This window comes from Microbulbifer maximicatervae (SeqCode), assembly GCF_052468155.1.
The window spans coordinates 4083114-4107139 of record NZ_CP174335.1 but is presented as its reverse complement, the minus strand read 5'-3'; the positions used below and the strand labels follow the sequence as shown (position 1 = coordinate 4107139).

The 24026-nt window shown below is 43.2% G+C and carries 19 protein-coding genes and 2 pseudogenes; 15 read left to right on the top strand and 6 right to left on the bottom strand.

Annotated features, from left to right (window positions below; genetic code table 11):
• Positions 1–892: 892 nt before the first annotated feature.
• The 12 genes and pseudogenes from ACJJIY_RS17490 to ACJJIY_RS17435 all read left to right on the top strand — a co-directional run bounded on the left by ACJJIY_RS17490 (position 893) and on the right by ACJJIY_RS17435 (position 11098).
• Positions 893–1087 carry a hypothetical protein gene (locus ACJJIY_RS17490; protein WP_445358496.1) on the top strand — a complete coding sequence of 65 codons (195 nt, stop codon included), beginning with the start codon at positions 893–895 and terminating at the stop codon, positions 1085–1087.
• A gap of 12 nt (positions 1088–1099) precedes the next feature.
• Positions 1100–1471, top strand: coding sequence for a hypothetical protein (locus ACJJIY_RS17485; RefSeq protein ID WP_444939361.1), 372 nt, complete (start codon positions 1100–1102; stop codon positions 1469–1471).
• Positions 1472–1641: 170 nt separating this feature from the next.
• Entirely contained in the window at positions 1642–2268 is a 627-nt protein-coding gene (locus ACJJIY_RS17480; protein ID WP_445358495.1) for a hypothetical protein, read from the top strand.
• A gap of 1636 nt (positions 2269–3904) precedes the next feature.
• Complete coding sequence (locus ACJJIY_RS17475) at positions 3905–4342, top strand: SUKH-3 domain-containing protein (RefSeq protein ID WP_445358494.1); 438 nt, start codon at positions 3905–3907, stop codon at positions 4340–4342.
• Between the two features lie 105 nt (positions 4343–4447).
• Positions 4448–4837 (top strand): DUF6678 family protein, encoded by a 390-nt coding sequence (locus ACJJIY_RS17470; RefSeq protein ID WP_444897047.1) that lies wholly within the window; start codon positions 4448–4450, stop codon positions 4835–4837.
• A 129-nt stretch (positions 4838–4966) separates the two neighbouring features.
• A complete protein-coding gene (locus tag ACJJIY_RS17465) occupies positions 4967–5401 on the top strand; it encodes a hypothetical protein (protein ID WP_413662917.1) in 435 nt (144 codons plus the stop codon).
• 82 nt (positions 5402–5483) lie between these two features.
• Entirely contained in the window at positions 5484–5831 is a 348-nt protein-coding gene (locus tag ACJJIY_RS17460) for a hypothetical protein (RefSeq protein ID WP_445358493.1), read from the top strand.
• Between the two features lie 88 nt (positions 5832–5919).
• Entirely contained in the window at positions 5920–6282 is a 363-nt protein-coding gene (locus tag ACJJIY_RS17455; protein ID WP_444897049.1) for a hypothetical protein, read from the top strand.
• A gap of 293 nt (positions 6283–6575) precedes the next feature.
• On the top strand, positions 6576–7130 hold the full coding sequence (locus ACJJIY_RS17450) for a hypothetical protein (protein ID WP_444897050.1): 555 nt from the start codon (positions 6576–6578) through the stop codon (positions 7128–7130).
• A gap of 155 nt (positions 7131–7285) precedes the next feature.
• Positions 7286–8802 (top strand): annotated as a pseudogene (locus ACJJIY_RS17445) (transposase).
• 173 nt (positions 8803–8975) lie between these two features.
• Positions 8976–9548 carry a hypothetical protein gene (locus ACJJIY_RS17440; RefSeq protein ID WP_445358492.1) on the top strand — a complete coding sequence of 191 codons (573 nt, stop codon included), beginning with the start codon at positions 8976–8978 and terminating at the stop codon, positions 9546–9548.
• A 185-nt stretch (positions 9549–9733) separates the two neighbouring features.
• Positions 9734–11098, top strand: a complete 1365-nt coding sequence (locus ACJJIY_RS17435; protein WP_444896910.1) for an IS4 family transposase — start codon at positions 9734–9736, stop codon at positions 11096–11098.
• A 520-nt stretch (positions 11099–11618) separates the two neighbouring features.
• Here ACJJIY_RS17435 and ACJJIY_RS17430 read toward each other — a convergent pair.
• The 4 genes from ACJJIY_RS17430 to ACJJIY_RS17415 form a co-directional block, all read right to left on the bottom strand.
• Entirely contained in the window at positions 11619–13751 is a 2133-nt protein-coding gene (locus ACJJIY_RS17430; protein WP_445358490.1) for a xanthine dehydrogenase family protein molybdopterin-binding subunit, read from the bottom strand.
• 113 nt (positions 13752–13864) lie between these two features.
• A complete protein-coding gene (locus tag ACJJIY_RS17425; protein ID WP_444897053.1) occupies positions 13865–14323 on the bottom strand; it encodes a (2Fe-2S)-binding protein in 459 nt (152 codons plus the stop codon).
• Between the two features lie 157 nt (positions 14324–14480).
• Complete coding sequence (locus ACJJIY_RS17420) at positions 14481–15167, bottom strand: nucleotidyltransferase family protein (RefSeq protein WP_444897054.1); 687 nt, start codon at positions 15165–15167, stop codon at positions 14481–14483.
• The gene (locus ACJJIY_RS17415; RefSeq protein ID WP_444897055.1) at positions 15164–16195 is read right to left on the bottom strand and encodes an XdhC family protein; all 1032 of its coding nucleotides are present in this window, start codon (positions 16193–16195) and stop codon (positions 15164–15166) included. Before ACJJIY_RS17415 ends, ACJJIY_RS17420 begins: the two co-directional genes overlap by 4 nt.
• Positions 16196–17067: 872 nt before the next feature.
• Between ACJJIY_RS17415 and ACJJIY_RS17410 the strand changes: the two genes are divergently transcribed.
• Positions 17068–17415, top strand: coding sequence for a hypothetical protein (locus ACJJIY_RS17410; protein WP_445358489.1), 348 nt, complete (start codon positions 17068–17070; stop codon positions 17413–17415).
• 509 nt (positions 17416–17924) lie between these two features.
• On the opposite strand, the gene ACJJIY_RS17405 is transcribed toward ACJJIY_RS17410, so the two are convergent.
• Together ACJJIY_RS17405 and ACJJIY_RS17400 are read right to left on the bottom strand one after the other, a co-directional pair.
• Positions 17925–18977, bottom strand: a complete 1053-nt coding sequence (locus tag ACJJIY_RS17405) for a DMT family transporter (protein WP_444897057.1) — start codon at positions 18975–18977, stop codon at positions 17925–17927.
• A 428-nt stretch (positions 18978–19405) separates the two neighbouring features.
• Positions 19406–19900, bottom strand: a complete 495-nt coding sequence (locus ACJJIY_RS17400; RefSeq protein WP_444897058.1) for a DoxX family protein — start codon at positions 19898–19900, stop codon at positions 19406–19408.
• A 1441-nt stretch (positions 19901–21341) separates the two neighbouring features.
• Here ACJJIY_RS17400 and ACJJIY_RS17395 point away from each other — a divergent pair.
• Together ACJJIY_RS17395 and ACJJIY_RS17390 are read left to right on the top strand one after the other, a co-directional pair.
• Positions 21342–22241, top strand: a pseudogene (locus tag ACJJIY_RS17395) (ADP-ribosylglycohydrolase family protein).
• A gap of 162 nt (positions 22242–22403) precedes the next feature.
• A protein-coding gene (locus tag ACJJIY_RS17390) for an IS3 family transposase (RefSeq protein ID WP_444897071.1) occupies positions 22404–23566 on the top strand; the annotation gives its coding sequence in 2 pieces (ribosomal slippage) (positions 22404–22662 and positions 22662–23566; 1164 coding nt in all).
• Positions 23567–24026: the final 460 nt, after the last annotated feature.

The window sequence follows — 24026 nt, the reverse complement described above, 5'->3', positions numbered from 1 at the left end:
ACGGTTAGTTGCCCGGGAATAAAGGAGGTTAAGACAGTTGAGGCTTGCTCTATATATCAGAATTCAAGAGAAGCTTCTCCTATTTCTGGAAATGACGATCTATCTCTTTGATTTTTATAGGGTTGATAATGTTATTAAGAGCAGAAAAAGCAGGTAGATATATAGCGCCTGCTTTATATCTACCTGTTGAGAATTATGTCAAAGCTCTTAACTTTTTGATATTATTGGGTTTTTGAGGTTATCTTGAAAGAAGTGAGTAGAATTATATAGAAGGGTGATATAAAGACGCTTCTTTTGAATTAACTGTTATTGGTCGCTCGCTCCAGTTTTGCGGGGGTTCAATAAAGAATAGCAGGTAATTATTAGGTTGCTGTATAAAAAAACAGTATTGGCGGGAAAGCCCATAGCCAACGGTTCGACCTTCATGTAAGCTTCGAAGCTTCAGCGACGCTCGCATAACGAAGTTAATGCGGACGGCGCAGCCGCTTCGAAGCAAGGCCGCGAACCTAGTGCTGCTAGTTTCTCTCTCCGAATCGTGGTAGACAATAAAAGAAAGATATTTGTAGTGGATTTGTACACAGTGCCACGAGCAACAAATAACAACCCGATTATGCGGAAACCTAAAAATTGTCATTCCCTTTGCTTGCACAAAGGCACTGCCAACTTTCTTAACGGTTCCGCATATCTATTTTCGTTATTGTGGCGGTCAATTTTTAGATGGTTTGTAGTTGCTGCAAGTAACAATCTTTACCTGAACACGCTTCGCCAGAGAGTTTTCCTGCAAACTGGCACCCCAGTTTCGTTCAAGTGCCTTCGTTTTAAGCCAACAACCCCTGCAAGTCAGTTGCACCATTGTGGAGTGCCAATCAGATAGTTAATTGGTGGGGAAAATATGGTATTTTTCCCTGTAAATTTATCGGGCAGTTACCAGCCAAAGTTGGCTGGCAGAGAGCAAGTAGGTTGTTTAGTGCGCGCCAGCTATAACCAGGCCAAGCAGGCTCGCCCAGCCCCTGTGGGGCTAGGCTGGACTGCCTACGCAGCGCGCTTCGCACGCAAACGCTTCGGCAGCCCCTGTTGGCAACGTTAGGCAATAACCAGTATGAAATTATTGTGGTTGCTGATACTTCTTGTCTTTTCAATTGCAGTTTGTGCTGAAAACTTCGACGCACGAATTCTGTTTGCTGAAGCGGCTATGCAATCTGAAGAGGGAAAGAAGTACGAGAAATTGGTGCGGGAAAGTGCGTGGGACGCCGATAGAGAGTGCTTTCAAGCTTCAACAAAAATTAGAGCAACCTCAGGATACTATCAGCTAGTTGCTACTATAGATCTGGACGGCAAGGCTAAAATGGTTGAGGTGCGCCCCATAAACCATTATTCATCGTGCGTGGCTATCTGGTTTGCGAATAACAGGTTTCCAAACCCACCACGAGATAGTTGGCCCATTCGCTTGGAGGTAAATATCCAGCCATAGTGGGTGATTCATGCCTAACAATCACAGGCAGTTTGCTACGGCCCTTCGGGTCTCCGCGGGACGGCTTACCTTGTGCACCTTTGCGCGGGTCGCTTCGCTCCCATTTTCGCGCAAAAGGCGCATAAGGTAAGCCGCCCCTGCTGTGGGCGTTAACAGTCATAGGAGAGATCGTGCATATATTTTTAAGTCGCCCCACTTGGGTTTCTCCTGAGTTTGAAGAAGGGCTCAAAATATTTCTAATGTCGTTAGCCAACTTAGGACTAAGTCCAAGAACTTTGGGTTCAACCGACTACCCAAGTAAAGCCCCTCTTGATGAAGTTCTAGAGATAATGGATCAATGCCAAGGAGCTATTATCCTTGGTTATCCTCAACTAATCATGGAGTCGGGGAAAATCAAAGATTTCGACATAGATTCTCCCTTATCATTGCCCACTGAGTGGAATCATATTGAGGGAGCTTTGGCATACTCCAAATCACTGCCAATAATGATCTTGCATCATAAAGGTGTGTCACGAGGTGTTTTCGATCGAGGAGTAATGAATGCGTTTGTCCATGAGGTCGATTTCACGCAAGCTAGTTGGTGCATGGATAAAGCATTAAATGGTGCAATTCAAAAGTGGAAAGAGAATTGTGAGTCCGGTAACCCCAATTTTTCGGCTGCGGTTAAAGTTGACCCAGATAAACCGGTGTGCCCAAACTGTACTTCTCCATCAAAGCCAGTGTATCTAAGTAAACTTCCGGCAGGTTTTAGTTTGGGAAAATTGCACTGTTCTAAATGCAGCTACCTAGAGCAGTAACTGTTAACAAACAAAGGCAGCGGACGCCAAAAAGCGGCGCTCGCTGCTTTGGGCGTTATGTGCTTCAACGAAGAGATATGAACTTTGAGTAAATGGCTTTACCTAATAGTTGTTTTTGTCATGGCCGGTTTGCTTTATCCAATAATCTATCTCCTGGGCCTAGAAAGGTTAGGGGGCGGAGCTTTACTGAAGGTCCCGGAGTTCATCTTGTATAGCGTGCTAATAGGATTCTTCTTGTATCCGTTCATGGAGGGTTATAGACGCTATAAGATGGGTAGTCACTCATTGGCTGTTATTTTTCTTATCTCCGGAATAATTTTACCAGTTATAAGTGGCGCTTTTTTAATAATTTTATTTGAATCTATGTTGAAGTCTGGAAGCCATGGATGACACAGCAGCACATAACCAGGCCAAGCAAGCTCGCCCAGCTATGAGCTGGGCTGGACGGCCTACGCTACGCTTCGGCCGCCCTTGTTGGCAACGTTATTGGTCGCTCGCTCCAGTTTTGCGGGGGTTCAATAAAGAATAGCAGGTAATTATTAGGTTGCTGTATAAAAAAACAGTATTGGCGGGAAAGCCCATAGCCAACGGTTCGACCTTCATGTAAGCTTCGAAGCTTCAGCGACGCTCGCATAACGAAGTTAATGCGGACGGCGCAGCCGCTTCGAAGCAAGGCCGCGAACCTAGTGCTGCTAGTTTCTCTCTCCGAATCGTGGTAGACAATAAAAGAAAGATATTTGTAGTGGATTTGTACACAGTGCCACGAGCAACAAATAACAACCCGATTATGCGGAAACCTAAAAATTGTCATTCCCTTTGCTTGCACAAAGGCACTGCCAACTTTCTTAACGGTTCCGCATATCTATTTTCGTTATTGTGGCGGTCGGTTTTATTGATTTTTCGCGGTAACTGAAGGTTTCGTGCCACTAAATAGCATCTGGTATTGAGCAATTTTACTGATTGCTATTCAGGCAGTTTCGCTCCAAGAGTGTTCGCTCGGGTGTTGTAAAAAAAGGCAGTCCGCTGCAATTTCGCGGATTGCCAGTAAGATAGGAATTGGTTAGGGAAAGTGCGGTATTCTTCCCTCGTAAATATTGGGCAGCGGCCAGCCAAACTATGGCTGGCAAAGTGCTAGTAGTCGGTCCCGAGCGCGCCAGCCATAACCAGGCTAGGCAAGCTCGCTCAACCCCTTCGGGGCTGGGCTGGACAGCCTACGCGTTGCTTCGGCTGCCCTTGCTAGCGACGTTATTGTGGCGGTCGGTTTTATTAATTTTTCGTAGTAACTGAAGATTTTGTGCCACTAAATAGCACCCATTATTGAGCAGTTTTTATTGATTGCTATTCAAGCAGTTTCGCTCCTAGAGCGTTCGCTCAGGTGCTGTAAAAAGAGGCAGTCCGCAGCAATTTCGTGGGGTGCCAGTAAGATAGGAATTAGTTGGGAAATTGCGGTATTCTTTCCTCGTAAATATTGGGCAGCGGCCAGCCAAAGGTGGCTGGCAGAGAGCAAGTAGGTCGTTCTGTGCGCGCCAGCAATAACCAGGCCAGGCAAGATCGCCCAGCCGGAGGCTGGGCTGGACAGCCTACGCTCCGCTTCGGCTGCCCTTGCTGGCAACGTTAAGCCTCTACCGAGATCGAGATGAATACGGAAGAATATCTAAATAAACTATTTGTAGATGCTGGTTGGTATGAAGGTAGAAATATCGAATTAGAGGACCTAAGTGATATCGATACGGGACCACACTCAGCCGCAGTGAAAATCCTCAAAGAGTATGGAGGATTATCTGTCGGAGAAACTGGGCCAGGTAGAGAGTGTGCAGCGAGTGATATCGAATTCTATTCAAGGCCTCGTTACGAAGCCGATGGCATGTGTGAAGAATGGGAAGGTAAAGTTGGCCACCTAGTGGCTATTGCTAGTGCTCACCATCAAAATATTATGGTTCTGGTGGATTCTCAGAGCAATCTATACATATTTACAGATCCAAATGAACAGCTTTACTATGGTGGCTCATTTTCTAAGGCTACTGCGAAATTGTTACTTGGCTTAGATTATGGCCCCGCAATAGAAAAGGCTTAACAAGTGGCTGCAACCGACCGCAAAAACCGTCACTTGTTTTGCCAAAAATCTTGCAAAACAACCGCCATTTTTTGCGGCGGCTGAGCCAGGCGTTATACGTAGGCAATGAACGAAGAAACACTAAAATTTATTGAAGAGCGGCGCCTTGTTTCGTATATGAACAAAACAAAGTGGCGAGAACTCGCTAATGCCATTACAAGTAACAGTGATTTCGAGCCTCAAGTAAGGCTTAAATATCTACGAGACTTAGAGGCAATGCCTGGGTTTTCGCTGCTTGATTGGGAATGGGTTCGCTATGGTCAATCTAACTGTATCGAGTGGATGGATATTGACCCATTCAAAAGAGAGCGAAGGGGCAATCTTTTGAGTGATAGAATTACTGACTTCAGTGGCTTTATAGCAACTGTTCTGAAAAAGTACAATATCCCATACTCCATAGAAAATGGGTGTTACAGGGTATGGGGATATGCAAACCAGCAACCAGTTTTCGTATAACAAACGCAAGCACGCGGTCCCGTTTTCCGCTGCGCTCCAAACGGCCCGGTGTTGCGGGCGTTAGCTTTTTTTGAACTTGAGATACATTACTGACATAAAACATAAATGGGGATGAAGTGGAACATGGAAATGACTGAAAAAGTAAAGGGCACAGTAAAATTCAGAGGGCTATTTGGCAGTCTAGTTATTAGCATCGGTGGATACTTTGCAACAATTTTAGCGTTCGCGGTTTTTTATACTGCTGATAGGGTCTTAGGAAATAATCTCCCATTAAATGAACCAGATCCAGATAAACTAACAGTAAAAATGATTAACTTTGCAGTAGGAATGTTGTTCCCATTCTTGGCAGGTATTTATTGCGGGAGAAAGAATAGAAACTCGATGACATACACCCACTATTTGTTGATTTTAGTAACTGGGTTGTATGTAGGTTACCTGATCAAAGGCCAGCTAGAATTAACTTTTGTAGTCTTGTACTCCATCTTAGCAATGTTCGTTGTGTATTCGGGATATAAACTTGGTGGCAGGGGTGTAGGTAAATTCGCTAATCGACCCATAAGCTAACAAGCGGCTGCTGTCGGACTGGTAAAAGCTCCGGCTTCGCCTCCACTTTTACCAGCCGTAGAGCCGGACGTTAGGAGTCTCGATGGGTCAAGAATTTGAAAATTTTAAAAAGCTATATGATGAAGAGCTCCGCCAGGAAACACCGACTGCTGATTTTATTGTGGACGCAGCTTTTAGATTTCTCACGGAAGGAAATGTAATAGATATTCTCGAACTTTTAGCCTCAGACGAGATTGGGGCCAATGAGATGTTCTGGAAAGAGATTAACAGATCGCCAGTCTCAGACGAAGACTGGGAGAAGTGGGTTTATATAGTGGGGGAGGTAAGCCATGAAGAGTATAAGAGAAATATGCGAGAAAAAATCGAGCTCGTGAGGAATAATGTTGATCCACTAGAAAAAAGCTGCAATTCAGTGTTCAGGGCTCAGTGATGTGTGGAGCTCCTAACAAAGTGCTGCTAGGGACAAACCTACGCTACGCTCAGGTTTTCCCCAGAGTACGACGTTAGCAGTCTTAGTCATGAAACTAGAAATTGATAACTATTGGGAGCTTCTAGCTCTCCATAAAAGCATGATGGCCGTAAAATTTGATAAAAATTCATGCTTGAAAGAAGCTCAGGGTAGTCCTTATACGGGTAGATTGGCTTTCAAAATTTTTGATTTATTGCTTGCAAACTGCAATGAGAAACAACGTAAAGAATGGTTGGAGTGGCAATTAGCAGATGAAAGCCGCATTGAAACTCAATTGCTAAAGAAGCACATTGCAGATTCAAATTGGTGGGTCAGCTCAAATATAGAGCTAAGGGAAAGCTTTGTTCGTGATTTCATGGCCCCCCTAACTCTTGAGCAGCAGCTCTTTCATGAGGTAACGACCAACTGCTAACAAGCAGCGGCAGAGCGACAGCCAACGCTACGCACCTTTTGTGTTACTCGCTGGCGCTCAAACATTAACACAAAAGGCGCTCCGCGCTGGCTGCTCCTGCGCTGGGCGTTCAGGCTGTTGAAAAACTAATGTATATATTTGCCCTCTCGAATATGATAGAATATCAACCATAAATGATGGTTCTACGTGATTTCTGGTTTATCTTTCACTGATAAGTAGGCTATTTTTTTACGTAGAAGCACAATACAAAAAGAGGGCTGCGTTTTTCTACACCCTCATTATAGGTGCCAGACATGAAATCAATACTTAAAATACCAATATTTTTTATTATTTTCTTATTATACGCTTGCACCACCAGGCCGTTCTCAGAGTCTGGTTACGCAGCAGCTTTTCCTTCCCATGAAGATCGTAATGAAACGGGTAGCGCGAAAATAACATTTAGTGCTGATATTAAATATGAGTCCTATGAAGGAGTTCCATTAAAAGGCTTTCCTTTGGTATGCAAAGAGGGGAGTACATATTCTGCTGTAGATGAATTAGGGGCAAGCAAAAGTATTTATGTAGAGCCAGGCCAGGAATTGGCCACAGGCTCTATTGTAAGTTGGTACAATAGTGGTTGGGCTAAGCGATGTTATGACTTCGTTTCGTTTGTCCCTGAAAAAGGTGAGGAATATATAGTTGTTAATGAGCGTATCGGAGGGAAGCGTAATATCTTTGTAGGCGTAGCTTTACAGCGCTGTGAAGTTTCTGTATACAAAATTACTAATGGAGAAAAAAATAAAATACATGCAAATAAAGTCGAAAAAGATATGTGTTCAGATGGCGACCCTCTTTCTGTCAAGTGGTAATGTATAACAATCAAAGGCAGCGAATAAACCGCTGCTTTTTGCCTTCAGACTGTAGAAAAACTCTTAAAAGGTAGCTTTTTTGTTAAAATGGAGGTCTTGATGCCGAGATTATCCATATGCCCAATTTCAAACGTTACGATTACAACTAAGATGCAATGGTCGTCATCAATTTCGAAGAACAACTACAACCTGAAACCTTTGAGTTTACACTTCATCATCTGATTGATGACCATATCGACCTCTCTGTATTCCATAAAAAATATCAAGATGATTGCGGCGGGCGAACCGCTCATGATCCGGCTATCCTCCTGAAAATCATATTGTTTGCTTACTCAAAAGGTATTACCTCAAGCCGTGAAATTCAATGGCAATGTGAGAACAATATCCTCTTCAAAGCACTGTCATGCGATACAGTTCCACATTTTACTAGTATTGCGAGTTTCGTAAGCAGTTATCCTGATGTGATTGAGTCGGTGTTTGAGCAAGTGCTACTGGTCTGCGATCAGCAGGGGCTGATTGGCAACGAACTTTTTGCAATAGATGGATGCAAGATGCCATCCAATGCCAGCAAAGAACATTCGGGAACGTTTAAAGAACTAGAACAGAAGCAGGAAAAATTCGCAAGAAGATCAAATATTGCCTCAAAGAGCACAAGAGGCTTGATGGCAGGAAGCCTAAAGAAAAAGAGCGAAAACAAGCGGTAGCTAAAGCGGCGGATACTCTTCAGAAACACTTTGATAAAATTGATCAGTTCTTAAAGAATCACTCCCCCAGGATGGGACAAGGTAAAAACCCTAAAGAAGTAAAAAGTAATATCATGGACAATGAATCATCTAAGATGACTACCAGCAAGGGAACCATCCAGGGCTATAACGGCGTTGCCGCAGTTGATAGGAAGCATCAGATAGGTGTTGAAGCACAGGCCTTTGGTGAGGGGCAAGAACATCATACATTGAAGCCTATTCTCGAAGGCATCAGTTGCCATTATCAGCATATAGGAATAGATGAAGACATCTTGGCCAAACAGGTCATCATTACTGCTGATACTGGGTTCTCCAACGACGCTAACTACAGCTACCTGCGAGAGAGCGGCATCAATGCCTACATACCTGACAATAAATTCCGTTCACGTGATAAAGCTTTTGCTAAGCAAAAAGCCAAGTATTGCAAGTATAAACAAAAAGGTAGGGCTAATGTCCAGCAGACTTTCCCTGCTAGTAAATTTACATTCAATAAGAAAAAGAAAACCTGTATCTGTCCGGCAGGAAAATCTATGCTTTTATTAAAGGAAGAGCCTGTTAGTGAAGGTAAGAAAAAGCTATTGTTCGAAGGGCGCTTCACTGACTGCAGGGGATGCAGCATTAAAAATCAGTGTATGAGAAACCCGGATTCTGCCAGCTCTCGAAAAGGACACGGAAGGCAAGTATCCCTAACTTGGACAAACGGACGGACAGCCACTGACTGGATGAAAAAGCGGGTTGATAGTATCGAAGGCAAGTCCATTTATGGACATCGAATGTCTGTTGTCGAGCCAGTGTTCGGGAACACTGGTACCAACAAGCGATTGAATCGCTTCTCGCTACGAGGAAAAAGTAAGGTTCAGAGACAATGGCAGATGTTCTGCTTGGTGCATAACATAGAAAAGTTGATGAGATATGGCAGTATCCACTGATTGAGTATAAATTAGGGGCCTCAAGGCGCCAAAATTTAATACAATGAAAGAAATTTAGTGGTATCGCTAAATTTAGACCGGAATTTTGATTGGAGGAACCTGAGGAGTGACAGCTTTTTCTAAAACTGTTTTTCTACAGCTTCGTTATATCTTTTCAAGGATCGGAGAAGTAAATGAAAAGGCCTACTTGGGCAACAGTGGTTGGTGTATTGGCAATAATCTTCGGAATACTAGGTGTCTTAGCAGGCGTTCAAGAGATAGCGATACCATCAATGATTGAAATGCAAAAAGAAATGATGACGAGCTTCAGCGAAGGCAAAACTCCAGATGGAAAGAGTGTACCTGAAATGAGCTGGGAAATTAAAAAGGATGGAGAAAAGCAAAAAATTGATATGTCTCAAATGTTCGAAGGCATTGAAGAACAGTTTGAACACCCTGAATGGTATAAATCATGGGCGGCGGTTCTAGGTTTAATTTCTTTGGTCGTCGCTGCATTGTACCTTTTATCTGGTATTCTTCTACTAATGGCGAAGCAGTTTTCCATTCGGATATTTTATGTGGCAATTGGTGTATCAGTTATATGGGCTATTGTTCAGGCAATCATATACTCCCAAGCTGATAGTAGTATGCTAATGGCTGCTCAAATCCCAAGTTCTATATCAAGTGTAGTTATAGATATCATTCTTCTTGTCGTTGTATTTATTGGTAGTAAAGAGGCTTTTAGTACTGAGCAAGCAGAAATATAACCAACGGCTGCATCGGACATATTTCCGCTGTCACCTTTTTGCAAAACACACACAAAAGCCGTCATCAAAAATTTGCTCGGTGAGCCGGGCGCTAAGTTTTATACACAAGTTTTTTTAAGTTTTATTATGTAAATCAATAAGTTACAGTTTAGCCCAGTAAGAACTACAGATTTGGCTGGATTATTATGCAGGACTGGGTCATGGACGAAGTAAAAAATCAGGTTATGGGTGATACACGCTTGAATAAGCGCTTGTCTAATATTCTCAGTAATTTAAGTTCAGACCCAAACAATAGCATTCCTTGTGCAAACAAAACTTGGGCAGAAACGTTTGCAGCTTATCGCTTTATAGAAAATGATAAAGTCAACTTTGACTCTATTATGAGCGGTCATAAATCGGCAACTCTTGAGAGAATCAAAGCGCAGCCTGTTGTTCTTATCCCACAAGATACTACCTTTCTAAATTTTGCCACTGACCTAGAAAGTAAAGAGATGGGAACTCTTAGGCGTAAAGAGACCAACCAACAACTCTTGCACACCTCCATCGCGATAACACCATCCAGAGTTAATTTGGGTGTTGTTGAAGGTAGTATGTGGCAGAGAGATAAGGAATCAAGTTCTAATTCCCGCTATACCAAGTCGATAAAGGATAAGGAGAGTCGACGCTGGCTAGACCATTACGAAACGGCTTGTCAGATACAAGAGCACTGCCCTGAAAGCACAATTGTGAGTATTGCTGATAGAGAGGGTGATATTCATGAGTGGTTTCAGCTGGCTGAAGAGCAAAGTGAACAGCGGCGGGCGAGCTATATCGTTCGAGCTAAGGCCAATCGCACTTTAGAGCTCGATGGAGAAGAAACGGTTTTGCTTTGGGATCATATGAACGAGCAGAAATCTATTGGTCTATACGCGGTAGACATTCCCAAACGGAATGGGGAACCTGGAAGAAAAGCCAAAGTCAGCGTATCCACTACTGAGATACGGCTACTTGGAAAAGGAAAATCTAAACGACCACTTTCTCTCTATGCTGTATTGGCTAAGGAATTAAACCCACCAGAGGGTGAAAAAGGCATTGAGTGGATGCTGTTAACTGATCTTCCAGTTGAAGACTATAAGCAGGCGAGAGTCATCATTGAGTGGTATCGAAGCCGGTGGGAAATTGAAACCTATTTTCGGGTGGTAAAAGGCGGATGCCAGATAGAAAGTAATCGTTTTAGAACAGAGCAGCGAATGTTGAACTGTATTGCGATCTATATGATTATTGGATGGCGACTACATTCGATAACTACACAAGCAAAAAGTCTTCCTGATGAACCATGTACGAGTGCTTACTCTGAAAAAGAATGGCGCATGGTATGGATGATGCGAGATAAAAGTTCCCCACCGAATATACCTCCAAGCATGAGAGATATAACGCGTATGCTGGCAGGTCTAGGAGGATTTCTAGGGCGTAAAGGCGATGGCGAGCCAGGGGTTAAAACTGTTTGGCAAGGATATGCTAAGTTGCTCCATTATGTTGAAGCAGCAGAGGTTTTAAATGGACTTAAATAATGTGTATAAAACACAGGCCGGGCGTTAAGCACCATAGCTGGGGGCATCTTGCATGTTCTCCCGAAGCAGTTGATATAGCCACAAGCTTCTCAAAAATTTATTCGGTTAGAACAAAAAAGTAATTTAGTTTCCAGTAAGAGCAGTATTCAACACTATCCCAGTAATGATAATGGCAAGCCGAACGAGGTTTTTGTAGATATGTCTTTATTTGATGTTGCCCTACAAGGTAAAGGCTATGGCTCAAAAAATATGAGACTTCTATGTGAGGAAGTCAGAAAAGTGAAAAATTTTCACCCTGTTTCCCGTTGCTACGTAGCAATCCATGCTTTTATTAAGAAACTTTCGAACGATTTAATTTTTAAGTTGTAGATCGAAACGAGTTTGATGAGTCAATAATGGAATTGCATTATGTTCAGTCAGTTCTGTGGGTCTTTGTCTACGCTGTTTTCTTTTATATATCCCCCTTATGAAGAACGAGTAGGGGGATATAAAGCTCTACTTTTGCGATTGTGATTATAACTTAAACATTAAGTTTTTTGTTTACTGGCAGATTGCGAATTCTGGTTCCTGTTGCTGCAAATATCGCGTTGGTCAATGCAGGGGCTACGGGTGGCACACCAGGCTCACCAACGCCTGCTGGAGCAGAATTGGCACTCACTACCGTTACCGAAATATCAGGGCACTGCCCCATACGAAGTACAGGGTAATCATGGAAGTTGGACTGCTTAACCTTCCCATCTTCAAAGGCTACCTCTCCCATCATCGCCAAGCTTAAGCCAAAAATCACCGCGCCTTCGGTTTGTGAGACAACTCTATCAGGGTTAACAACAAGTCCAGCATCAATAGCTGCAATTGCTTGCAGTACCTTGAGGTTTGTGTTTTCCACCTCCACCAGAATAGCTATAGCTACATAGCTATTAAAGCTTCGATGAACGGCAAAGCCCCAGCCTTGATTTGGCTGGTTAGGTGCAAATTCAGCCATATTCCTTTCAACAATATCAATCACCTGATGGTAGCGACCAATATCGACTGGGTGACGTGACAGATCCTCTCCGTAGTTTCCGTATTTGAACTGTTGACCGGAAAAGTCGATATGCCTAGGTTGGCCCAACATTTCTTTCCACATCTTTGGGCATGATACTTTGGCATTGTGTGCCAGTTCATCCACGAAACTACCAATACCAAAGGCGTGCTGAATATTACTCACTGAGCGCATCCAGCCGATACGGGTATGCGCCAATGCTTTAACCGCTTCACAACGATGACTTGGCACAGTAAATGGAATGTCGACAAAGCCAAGGTCCAGCTCTCCAGCGGACGGGTACTCCACGTTCTCGGCAAAGGTAGTGCTAATAGATGGAAAGGCAGTACGTTGTAGTATTGCCGTTGGCATTTGATCGCTATCAAGTTTTGCTTGATAAAATTGGGCACTAATTGCGTGCATGTAGCCGTTTTGGATATCGTCCTCGCGGCTCCAGCTAACTTTAACCGGCCGTCCAAGCTTTTTAGACAATAGTGCCGCTTCCACACTAAAGTCAGGCTTTGACTTCCTTCCAAAGCCGCCCCCTAATAGCGTGACATTAACTTTCACTTGTTCGTCATTGAGCCCGAGGTTTGCTGCTACATTTTGCTGCGTACTTTGCAGTGTTTGTGTTGATGCCCAGATTTCACAGCCATTTGGTGTAACTGAAGCTACAGCAGCAGGAGCTTCCATCGGTGCGTGGGCCAAATAGGGCACTGTGTATATGGCTTGCTGGGTAGAGTCCTCCGGCCAATCGGTGTTTTCAACTCCTTGTTGGCGAACTAATTTACCAGGCTCCTTGACCCCCTGAATTAACGACTCCATGAAACTTGTGCTGCTGTGGCTATCATTCTTACTGGCAGTCCAAGTTGTTTCTAATGCTTTACGCCCTTGCAAGGCACTCCAGGTGTTAGTAGCAATAACTGCTACACCACCTAAAACTTGAAACTTAGGTGGTCCTTCGGGCACAGGTAATTGAATCACATCCAAAACCCCGGGAACCTTGCGAGCCGGGGTATCATCTAAACTTTCTACATCACTACCGAGAACCGGGGGCCTGCTTATACTGGCATACAGCATGCCATCTATTTGAATGTCGTAGCCATATCTAGCTCTTCCAGATAGCATATTATCCATGTCGACAATCTTGTGAGATTTGCCGATATGTTTAAAGTCCTTGTTTTCCTTCAGTTTCACGCGGTTCAATTCTGGTATGGGAAGTTTCGCAGCAGCAACTGCTAGCTCTCCATAACTAAAGCTTCTGCCCGACTTTACGTGCACGACTTTATGATTCCTGGCTTCCACTTCTCCGACAGGCACTTGCCATGAGTCTGCTGCAGCTTGTTCCAGCATGGTCCGAGCTATTGCCCCCATTTGTCGCATTTTGTCATAATGCTTACGAATACTGCGTGACCCATCGGTATTCTGGCTTCCATAGCGCTTATCGGCTAACCCTTGAATCACAACGACATGTTGCCAATCAGCCTCAAGCTCATCAGCGAGTATCTGAGGTATCCCGGTTCTAATACCTTGGCCCATCTCTGAACGATGACAGGTAAGATAGACTTTATTGTCTTCGCCAACAGCAACAAACAGGTTTAACCTCGGCTCCTTTCCTTGTGCTATGGCCATCGGACTCCAGCTTATCCCACTTGCACCTAAAGCTAAGCCCCCGCCAGTTGCTCCAAATAGTTTAAGTACATCCCGGCGGCTGAAATTTTTTACGGCTGTAAAGCTACTCATTATTAAGTTCTCTTTTTAGCGGTGTCTTGAATAGCAGCTCGAATTCGTGTGTAGGTACCACAACGGCAAATATTTCCAGCCATGGCAGAGTTAATCTCTTCATCACCTGGTGATGGGTTTTGGGTCAATAGCGCAGCAGCAGTCATAAGCTGGCCAGACTGACAATAGCCACATTGTGGAACGTTATTGTCACTCCATGCTTGCTTCAATTCAGCAAATTGCAGCCCCTCGATGGTAGTTACTTTCTTGCCTTTTGCTTGCGAAACCGTCGTTAAACATGCGCGCGTCGGCGTTCCGTCCAAGTGGATTGTGCAAGCTCCACACAATCCAGCACCGCAGCCATATTTAGTGCCTGTTAATCCAAGCAAATCTCTGATTGCCCACAAAAGTGGCATCTCAGGTGCAACATCCAGTGCGTAACTTTCGTCGTTGATGGTTAAGGTTAACTTCTTATCAGACATTACCCGCTCCTTGATAATCCCGCTAGTAATTGCGTATCGGTGGCGAAATCGCCTCTTTTCGTGAACTGGCTCTGACTTAGAAATCTGTGTATCGCACAGCTAGTTTTACGGAAGTAATTAATTATATTGATACTCTCACTAAAAACTGAAAATAAGCCTAACTGAGATTCTCCACAATCATTTTTTGCCATTTTTCTATGTCAGCTCTACGATCTATATCTATGGCGACACCCTCGATCTCAACAACTGATAAAGCATCAAGATTAGATTTCTTTTTCAATAAGTGCTTTGCGCCCGTATCGCCTGTGAGAGATGCGAGATTAGTAAAATCTGAGGAGTTAAATACTGCAGGTACGCCAAAACTATTTTGATATTGGGCGCAGCAAGTTTGCCCATATGATTGCCACGCAGTGATTAATTGTTGATAATCATCCAAAGTTACGCCTATGTGATCAGCCAAGGCAATTAGTAAACCATCCACCTGAAGGGCCTCTGCTTCGATAACTGCTTCTTTAATAGAGCTTGCAATACCACTTTTCCAGTTAGGGTTAAATCGCCGGTTCACATCGGAAGACAACAAATTATCCAGCTTCTCTTGATGCGCTCCCAGAACTACCAATAACTCTACTTTTAGCCCGGTTGATGTTTTTGTGTTTAGGCTGGTTAGTTTATCAAGCGTTTGCAACAGCAGAGGCTGACTCTTAATCTTCCCATTTGAGTCAATCACATCTACTGTTGCTTGTAATTTTATACCATTAAATCTACGACTTTCTCCGGCAGCGAGCAATGCTACCAGTATCCGTTTTGAAGGTTGTCTAGCTGTCTCCCGGATAAATTTATTCACGTTGCGACCTTGTCTAGAGGTAACAATCTAGCTTGATGCAATACTCCGTGACATTGAGCCAGGATGCTCAAAGCAATGGACTCAGGTAGCTCACCACCTAATGCTAAACCTGCCGGTGCGGAAAAGACACCATAGAAATCACTTACTTTTATCCCCGCTCTATCAAGAACTTTATCACGTCTATGTGGAGGGCCGAGCAGTGCAACATAGTGTAGCTTCGTCAGGCTTACGGCTTGTAACGCCTTCGCATCCAAGTCCAAGTTGTGGTGCATCACAATCGCCGCATCAAACTGACTCAGCAGCGATGTGGTCAGTTGTGAATAGGGTTTCTTTAGAATACTTGCACCAGGGAAATCGTAATGACGGGCAAAACTTGCGCGTTCATCAATCACCGTAATGTGCCAGCCTAGTTCTTGAGCAATTTTGACAACTGGCTGAGCATCTAACCCGCCACCAAAAACAGCAATATGAAAGCGGGGTAGGCAGGGAATAATTAATCTCGGATGCAGAGCATTTGCTTTTCCATTTTGCAGTGACAGCGTAGCTTTGGTAGTGCTATCAATCTGGTAGCCCATTGCTTCTGGGGCAATAACTCTCGCAACAAGATCTCTTGAATTGGTATTTTGAATAGGTAACTCCAGTTCGTAGAAAGCGGAGTTTCCCGAGTTCAAATATTCTAAAAGGCAATGCAACTGAAGATATTGGTTTCTATACGTGAGGGGAAATAAAATTAGTTCTACAATGCCACCACATCCTAATTGATAGCTAGCATCCGACTCATCACTGGCATCGTAAATCACTTTAATCGAAGTATCATACTGAATAGCGCGTTGAGCGTATCGTTTTAAATCGGCCTCTAAGCAACCACCACTGACTAGGCCAATACTCTTACCTAGTGGGTGAAACAACATCATCGCTCCCGCCTTACGATAAGCTGAGCCCTGAACTTTGGTGATTACGGCAAGTACCCAATCATCCTCAGGCGATGCCTGCCATTCACTTAATAGGGCTTCAATATGGTGCGACATAACTCAGTACTCGAATACATGAAAAATGACCTACAAACCTATTTGGAACTTAGTAAGCTGTAAAACACCACAATTTAGCGATACTCCAAGAATGTGAATAAAATGCAAGGTCGTTCCCAGAAAATGCGGCAGTTGTGCTGTTAAGCGCGATAGCTGGAAATTGATGTGTGCTTTCGTCTAATAATGGGCAGCTTCTATAAGGGTAGAATCTGAGGCGAGGCAGTGGAGTTTTTGTCCTAAATGGCTCCTATTCGATTATTTTCTATTTTGACCGCCTCTGAAACAGTGGTGCCAGCTCACTAGCTTGTTCCGAGTCGAATCAGTAGCCTATTTCCTAGTGATACTTTGGGTAAGGAAAAGCTTAGTGCGTAGAGGTTCTTGTAATTGATCTTTGGTAGAAGAGTAGAGCAAGGCAAAAGGGTAATAGATGTAGAATGGAAAATTAGATATTAAGCTGCTAGTGCTGGGAAGCCATTGGTTAAGTCAATATTTATAAGGTTAACTAAACGTTAGTATTGCAATGCCAGGAAAATTCGAGATCCGTATGAAATTCTATCGATAGCCAGTCTTGTTTAAGCGATAAGTAGTGTTTAACTCAAAGGTTGTAACAGATAAGGTTAGAATGCGGTGAATTTTAAGTCCGTTAATCTGTGTTTTTGTGATGTGCCATATAAAGATAAATTGATAAGGATGATTATGAATGTCAAGTCGATTCTCAATTTCCTCATCGCAGGTATAATATTATTTGATGTTTAAATTTGTGCTAAAAATAGCGGTATTTGAAAGTGTAGAGTATTAAAGGTGTTGAATTGTCTATTTCGCCGTATCGTGAAGTTTTTTGGTTTTGGTTATGTAGTTGACGGGGAGTGTTTGTGAAATTTACACAAAGTTTATTGGTTAAGTATTGCCTTGTTTTACTTTTCCTTTTCTACAGTGCGGTAACTCTGGCACAGAACAATAAAATAGATTATTTGGACATTTTGATTCTTGATGGAAAAGTTATCGATGGTTCAGGTAATCCATGGATAAAGCAATATGTAGGAATGGTCGATGACAAGATAGTCTTTGTAGGGAACGCTGATAGTCTTAGGAGCAAGGCTAAATTAACCATTAATGCTGATGGGTTATATGTTACTCCTGGGTTTGTTGACATGCATAGTCATGCAGATCTCAATGGCCCGCAGGGTAAAAAATTTTACCCCAGATATTTCAGGGCGTGACCTCGGTAATTGTTGGTATAGATGGAATTGGAAAGTATGATGTTCTAGAGTAATATAAAATCGCTATGGTTCCCTGAGAATTAGTTTATTAGGAAAACACATTGCTACTCGCCTATGAATAGATAGTTGGCTACGGTTGACCCGAGGGTGAGCCTTGCTTATATTAATTCGGATTTTGATTGGCAGTGTGTTTTCTACAGCAGTGGTAATTGGAAGGTCAGATTTGAATTGGTACTTGTAAGTATTTACCGGCTTAAATTATAGCTCGGGCTTTTTGCCATTTAGTCAGGGTTGGCTAATTCAGAAATCCAACCTCAGGTAAGTTAGCTTCCGAGTAAGGGAAGTTTTTCACCAATGTCTTTTAGCTATACCTCCATGCGAGCAGAGATTTCTCTCAATATAGGCGATAGTTTTGAGCTTTGAATTTTCGCAAGGTCCACTACGTAGCCTTGCAAAGCCTATATCGTCACCTATGTCTCCACTATAATATCTGTTTCATCTACTAAGCTCTATACCCCTTTAAAAGAGCATGGTTTTTCATACTTCATTTCGACGGCTTTTTGCTCGCGATATTGGCCGAGTAATGAGATACCTATTCCGGACATAATAATGATACCCCCAATGATTTGAGCGAAGTTGGGAACCTCTTGCAGGATAAGAAAGGCGAAGAAAGTACCGGCTACGGGGGTAATGGCTGTCGCGATAGAGATATCAGCAGAGCTGGCTCCTCCTTGGAGTCCTTTAAACCAGGTGATCTGCCCAAAGACAATAATGATTGCTCCGTATACAAGCATCCATACCCAGAGGAAAGGAGAGAAAAGGTCGTCAAAGTGGTGGGGGCCAAATACAGAGAGGACAATAATCGAAAACAGTATCACCCCTGCAAGCATACGAAAAACTGAGAACACGCCAATAGGGACGCGATCAAGCAGTTTCCGGCTTGCCTGAACCGCAATGACCCCTAAGAGTGTAGCTAAAGCGGTTAAAATTTCTCCAGCTTTGGGGAGGTCTTGAAGAAATTGGTTCATGGCTGGATTTCCAAGATTAAGCATTTTCATACTCATTGGATCGTCCATCGGGGGTTGGTGTAGGGCAAAAATTGCAATAACACCAACCGTTACCACAAGGGCGCCCACTATTGAGAACACGGTAGGCCTCTCCCGGAACATCAGAAAAGCGAACAAAAGCCCCAAGGGAGCATCTAGAGTTGCAATTAAAACGACATTGGTCACTTCTGTGAGCATCAGAGCAATAAAGAAGAAGGCGGGGGCAAGAACTCCAGACATCAAAATAAGCACGAACATGTAAAACCAGTCTTTGAAAGGATACTGCTTTAAGATGCTGAGGCGCCAATCTTTTCTATAGATAATTAAAAGGGTGATACCCGCCAAGAGATTTCCAGCGAACAAGAGGTTGCAAAAAGAGATAGGGTTGTTTCCATTAATAGGGTGGCTGGCACCTAGCTCCCCGATTTTCGCAACGACCGCGTTGGAGGCAGCAAAAATAAGAATTGAAATCCATAACCAAAATCGAGTACTTTTTACGGAGGGCTGATTTTCCATCTCATATCCCTTGAGCGCTATGGTAAGCCTTAATGAGTTTACCTCTCCCAAAGCAAATTGCGCCTTTACTATCTGGTTGTTAGGGGGAGCTAACTCTGATCTGGGTTAGTTTAGACCAAATCCAATAGTTGTCTGGAAAAGAGAATTTCATTGTATATAACGATATTGGAGTTTTGTATCTAGAATGGGGACGTTGGTAGGTATTATCTTTGTTTTAGCAACTTGCTGGATAGAGTGTGTCTATGCAATTCATCCTGAGTATATGGGAGTAAAATCTTTACCTACTTTACTAACAATGAAGTTCTATAAGCTCACCGTATGGTGAATTAGATTGCGCATTTACTGCTTTATTGGCATGTTACTATTAGGTATAAATATAGTGATAATACCTCAACGCAATGTATCTTTTCTTAGGTGTCATTCCATTTTTACTTGATCCTGTTAATGCCTAATTTACTTGTGATTAGAGTGTCTAAACTGAATTTTCCAGGGCCTGTAATTATTAGCCATATGAATAAAATAATATATAAAACTTGAGGTAAATAAAGAAACCAGCTCATCCAATCTAATGGTCCAATATCTTTAGGGATGACACTTTCTATTTCAACGGTAGTAATGGCAACAATCATTACAAAAGACAGGACGACGGCGACAAGTGTTGACAGTAGGCCTACCATTAAAAGTAACCCTCCGAAGAACTCCACAGAAGCTAAAAAAAATGCCATAAATTCATGAAAGGGAACTCCTATTTCACTCATTAAGTTTATAAGATCTGCATGCCTCTCAGGGATAAATAGCTTGTTGTATCCTGATACTGAAAAAAATAATCCCAGTGATACTCGCGTAATTAAAATAGGTAACCACTCCCATCCGGGATTGCCGACAAGTATTTTTTTAATTAGAGGAGAGGATTTTGTAAGCATCTTTACGCTCCAGTAGGGTGTTTTTTGCGCCTGACCTTGGATGGCCTCTATTTTTCATATAGTTACATATTGTTTATATTTCTGTGTTGTATATGAGTAAGATCTAATTGAATAGCTGAATCAGTCATTGTTACTGTACTTTTGTAAATTCTGGAGGGGTTGAGGTTTTACCGATAACAGTCGGTATAGTAGACATCCCTTTATTAACAAGCAAAGATAATGAAAGCGATGCTTTACATGACAGTAATTCATTCCTCATTCCAAACGAACCATTTGGGTTCGTGCTCACGCTGAATTACCACGAGCTAGCGAGATATTTAAAACAAAAGATACGATATCCAGATAACTAAAACATATTAGCTTACTTACACGCCAGGGCAAGCGAATTGATACTTGACCATAGTAATTACGCCAATTAGATAGTCCTCGGCCATTTGGTTAGCTTACTAACCATATTTGGTAGGAGCGTAAGATTACTTTATATAGCTGGCCAATATCTACTGATCATTGTCGGTTAAGGGAGCTTATAAGGACTCAAAATTGTTTTATAAAATGTTGGATGTTAATGGAGGAGCTGAATAGTATTCATTACTAATTGATTTACTTGCTGAGTATTGAAAAAACCCTAAGCTTGAAATTGGGGCCTATTGGTGACAGGCCGGCTACCGTTACATGTTTTTGAGTTTCTTTCTAGGGAGCCTCTGAAAAACTCCGTGATACCTCTGGCATGCAGAGCAGTTCACAATCAAGGCGCGGCTTTGCAGGAATGTCTAGACCTTGCAAGAAGCCGCAACGCCGAGTGTGAATTGCTCTGCAAGCCCCAAAGGGTGGGCCTTGAGGGCTACAGCTGCCACGTTGCAGCTCTAGCAAAGGACTGTGCCATTCGCGGCGAGCTGCGCCTAACATCTGCAGCCCTTAAGACCCACAGAGGCATTACGGAGTTTCTCAGAGGCTCCCTAGATATCTTATAGTGATATATGCCGTTAATATCACCCAAAATTTGTATTTATACCAACTCATTAAGTGCTTTTTCATTCTATCCGTAGTGGCATCTATACCATAAGAGCTTAAGTCCACAGTAATGAGATATGTGTGTCTTTTGATAGGACATACCTAGAAGATTTTCTTGTTCGGAACAGAGGCTATCAACCTGTAAAAAGTTATAATCTGCAAGCCCGGCTATAGAGTCTTGTATTCATTTGTTAACAAGCTTTTCTGAAGTAGGGTATCATCATGTTGTTAAAGGTGAGTGGGGTGGAAAGGAATCTGTACATGAGGAAAGCTAGCGGTTTTTCTGGAGGTTCTTGACAAGAAGGCAGTTCACTTGCTGGATTTTTCATGTGTTAGATGTACATGACTTCGCTATCGTCTCACAGTTACGATGACAGAATAGCTGTAGTTATCACAGCGTTGGCAAACAAGGATTGAGGTAATATTTAAGTTGGAAGACAGAATTATTGGATCTCTCGTAGGGTTAGCTTGCGGAGATGCTGTAGGTACTACGCTGGAGTTTGAGGTACGAGGTACGTTCGAGCCAATTAAAGATATGGTTGGAGGCGGCCCTTTTAGGCTACAACGTGGAGAATGGACAGATGACACATCTATGGCTCTTTGCCTTGCTCATAGCCTCTTAAGCAAACTCGACTTTGATCCAGAAGACCAAATGAATCGCTACTGTAATTGGTATCAATACGGGTATATGAGTAGTAACGGACGATGTTTTGATATCGGAATTACAGTATCCAAGTCCTTAGAGTAATACCTTCAAACTAGAGACCCATTTTCTGGAAGTATAGATATACGGTCATCTGGGAATGGATCGCTAATGAGGCTGGCACCAATACCTATTTTCTTCAGTAAGAGCGAAGAGCTTTGTATCAAATATGCTGGAGAAAGCTCAAGGACAACACATGGGTCTTATCTTTGCATAAGCTCTTGCCGGATGCTTTCACTATTGATTTATCGAGCTTTTAGAGCGGGAAGTAAAGATGAAGTTTTTGATGGGTTAGATCCAGCTGATTATTGCGAGGAACTTCGATCACTAACCAACAAGGATTTCTCCGCACTTGGCTATAAGGAGATAAATGGCAGTGGATATGTGATAGAGAGTTTGATTGCGGCTGCTTGGTGCTTTTATCATGGAAATAGTTTTCGCGAGTGTATCCTTTTGGCTGCAAATCTCGGTAATGATGCGGATACAACTGCGGCTATTTGCGGGCAGATGGCGGGTGCTTTTTATGGGTACTCCAACATTCCAGTTAATTGGCGAGAGGGGATTGTAATGTCAGCTGAGATAAGAAAGTTGGCGATTGACCTATATCATGCAGGTAGGACCATCTAACCAGTATATAAATCTCGTTTTAGCCACTTGTTTGGCTTTCAACGGGGCTGCGACATACTGTACGTTATGCTAATGATGGTGGGGTGAGTACGGTAAATACTGATCCTACCCACCAAAGACGGACACTCTCTTAAGCGATAAACTACGCAGCAGAGGTGCCCTATGACACGATCAAGTAAATCAACCAAAACCACTCGTAAAAAATACTCAGAGGAATATAGAAAAGATGCCCTAGCACTGGCGGTCAAGGTAGGGGTAAGCGTTGCCGCTAAACAGCTTGGGTTACATCCTTCCCAGATTTACGGATGGCGAAGCAAGGCTAAGTTACATCAGAGCCGAGGGGATGCCGAGAGAGAGCTGGCCACAGAGAATGCTCGCCTTAAGCGGCAGCTGGCTGAGCAGGCAGAGGAGCTGGCGATCTTAAAAAAGGCCGCAGCGTACTTTGCAAAGAGCCTGAAATGAGGTACGCCTTCATGCTAAAGCACAGGCATAAGTTCAGCATCAAAGCGATGGCTAAGGTATTGAGCGTATCTCGCAGTGGGTTTTACGATTGGGTGTCAAGATCGGCCGATCAATCCAAGCGCCAGCAGTACCAAATGGAGCTTGATGGTTTGGTACAGCAGCGCTTTATAGCCAGTAAAGAACGTAGTGGCGCCCCTCGCCTGACGAGGGAATTGGCCAGTGAGGGGAGTAAATATAATCAAAAAACAGTTGCTGCCAGCATGCGTCGACAGGGCCTACGGGCTAAAGCCGCCAAGAGATATAAAGCCACAACCTACTCAAAACATGGTCTGCCAGTGGCCCCAAATCTGCTCGAGCAGAACTTCAATACTGAAGCGCCGAATCAGAAATGGGTCGGGGATATTACCTACCTACGAACAGAAGAGGGTTGGTTATATCTGGCTGTAGTGATAGACCTATATAGTCGGCTGGTTATTGGTTGGGCGATGTCAGAAACGATGACAGCTACATTGGTCTGTGACGCCCTTCAAATGGCTTTATGGCGACGTAAGAAACCTACAAATGTTATCGTGCATACTGACAGGGGAAGCCAATATTGCTCTAAAGATTATCAATCTTTAATTACAGCTTATGATCTGCGGTGCAGCATGAGCGCCAAAGGTAACTGCTATGATAACGCCTGCGCAGAAACGTTCTTCCACTCACTTAAGGTAGAAGTAATCCATGGTAACCGCTTTCCTACAAGGTGCCTCATGCGGGAAACCGTATTTGAGTATATAGAAATAGACTACAATCGAAATCGCTTACACAGCGCCAATGGCTATCTCAGCCCTGAGGCGTTTGAGGAACAACTAGTCGCTTAGTGGTGTGTCCGTTGTTGGTGGGTAGGATCAGATGGCCTATTTTCGTTCAGCCGGTTATGAAGATGAATGGGAAGAGGTAACTGATAAAAATTAGTGTGAACAGATTGCAGCAATGCTAGCTATGTCTTGAACTCAGTTGATCTCCCCAGTTAGTGTCGATTTTCACTTATAGAGTGTGTGCAGCTGTTTTCTAATACATTTGGAAGTAACTGTATGGCTGTGACATTTCTCATCATAGAAATAGTGTGCGCTCAAAGGTGCCACTATGATGATGAAAGAGGGGAGGAGATTTGGGTGGGATTCCCTCCATTGTGAATCTGCTCCCACCGCACTTTCAGTGCCTACTTTTTGTTCTCTTTTGATGCGCACATAGATCTTTCCACTATGGGCTGATAGAGATTACTTTTCACTCCCAGTATGTTACTTGATACATTTGTTCTATCTCTTGGGCTCTCGCCGT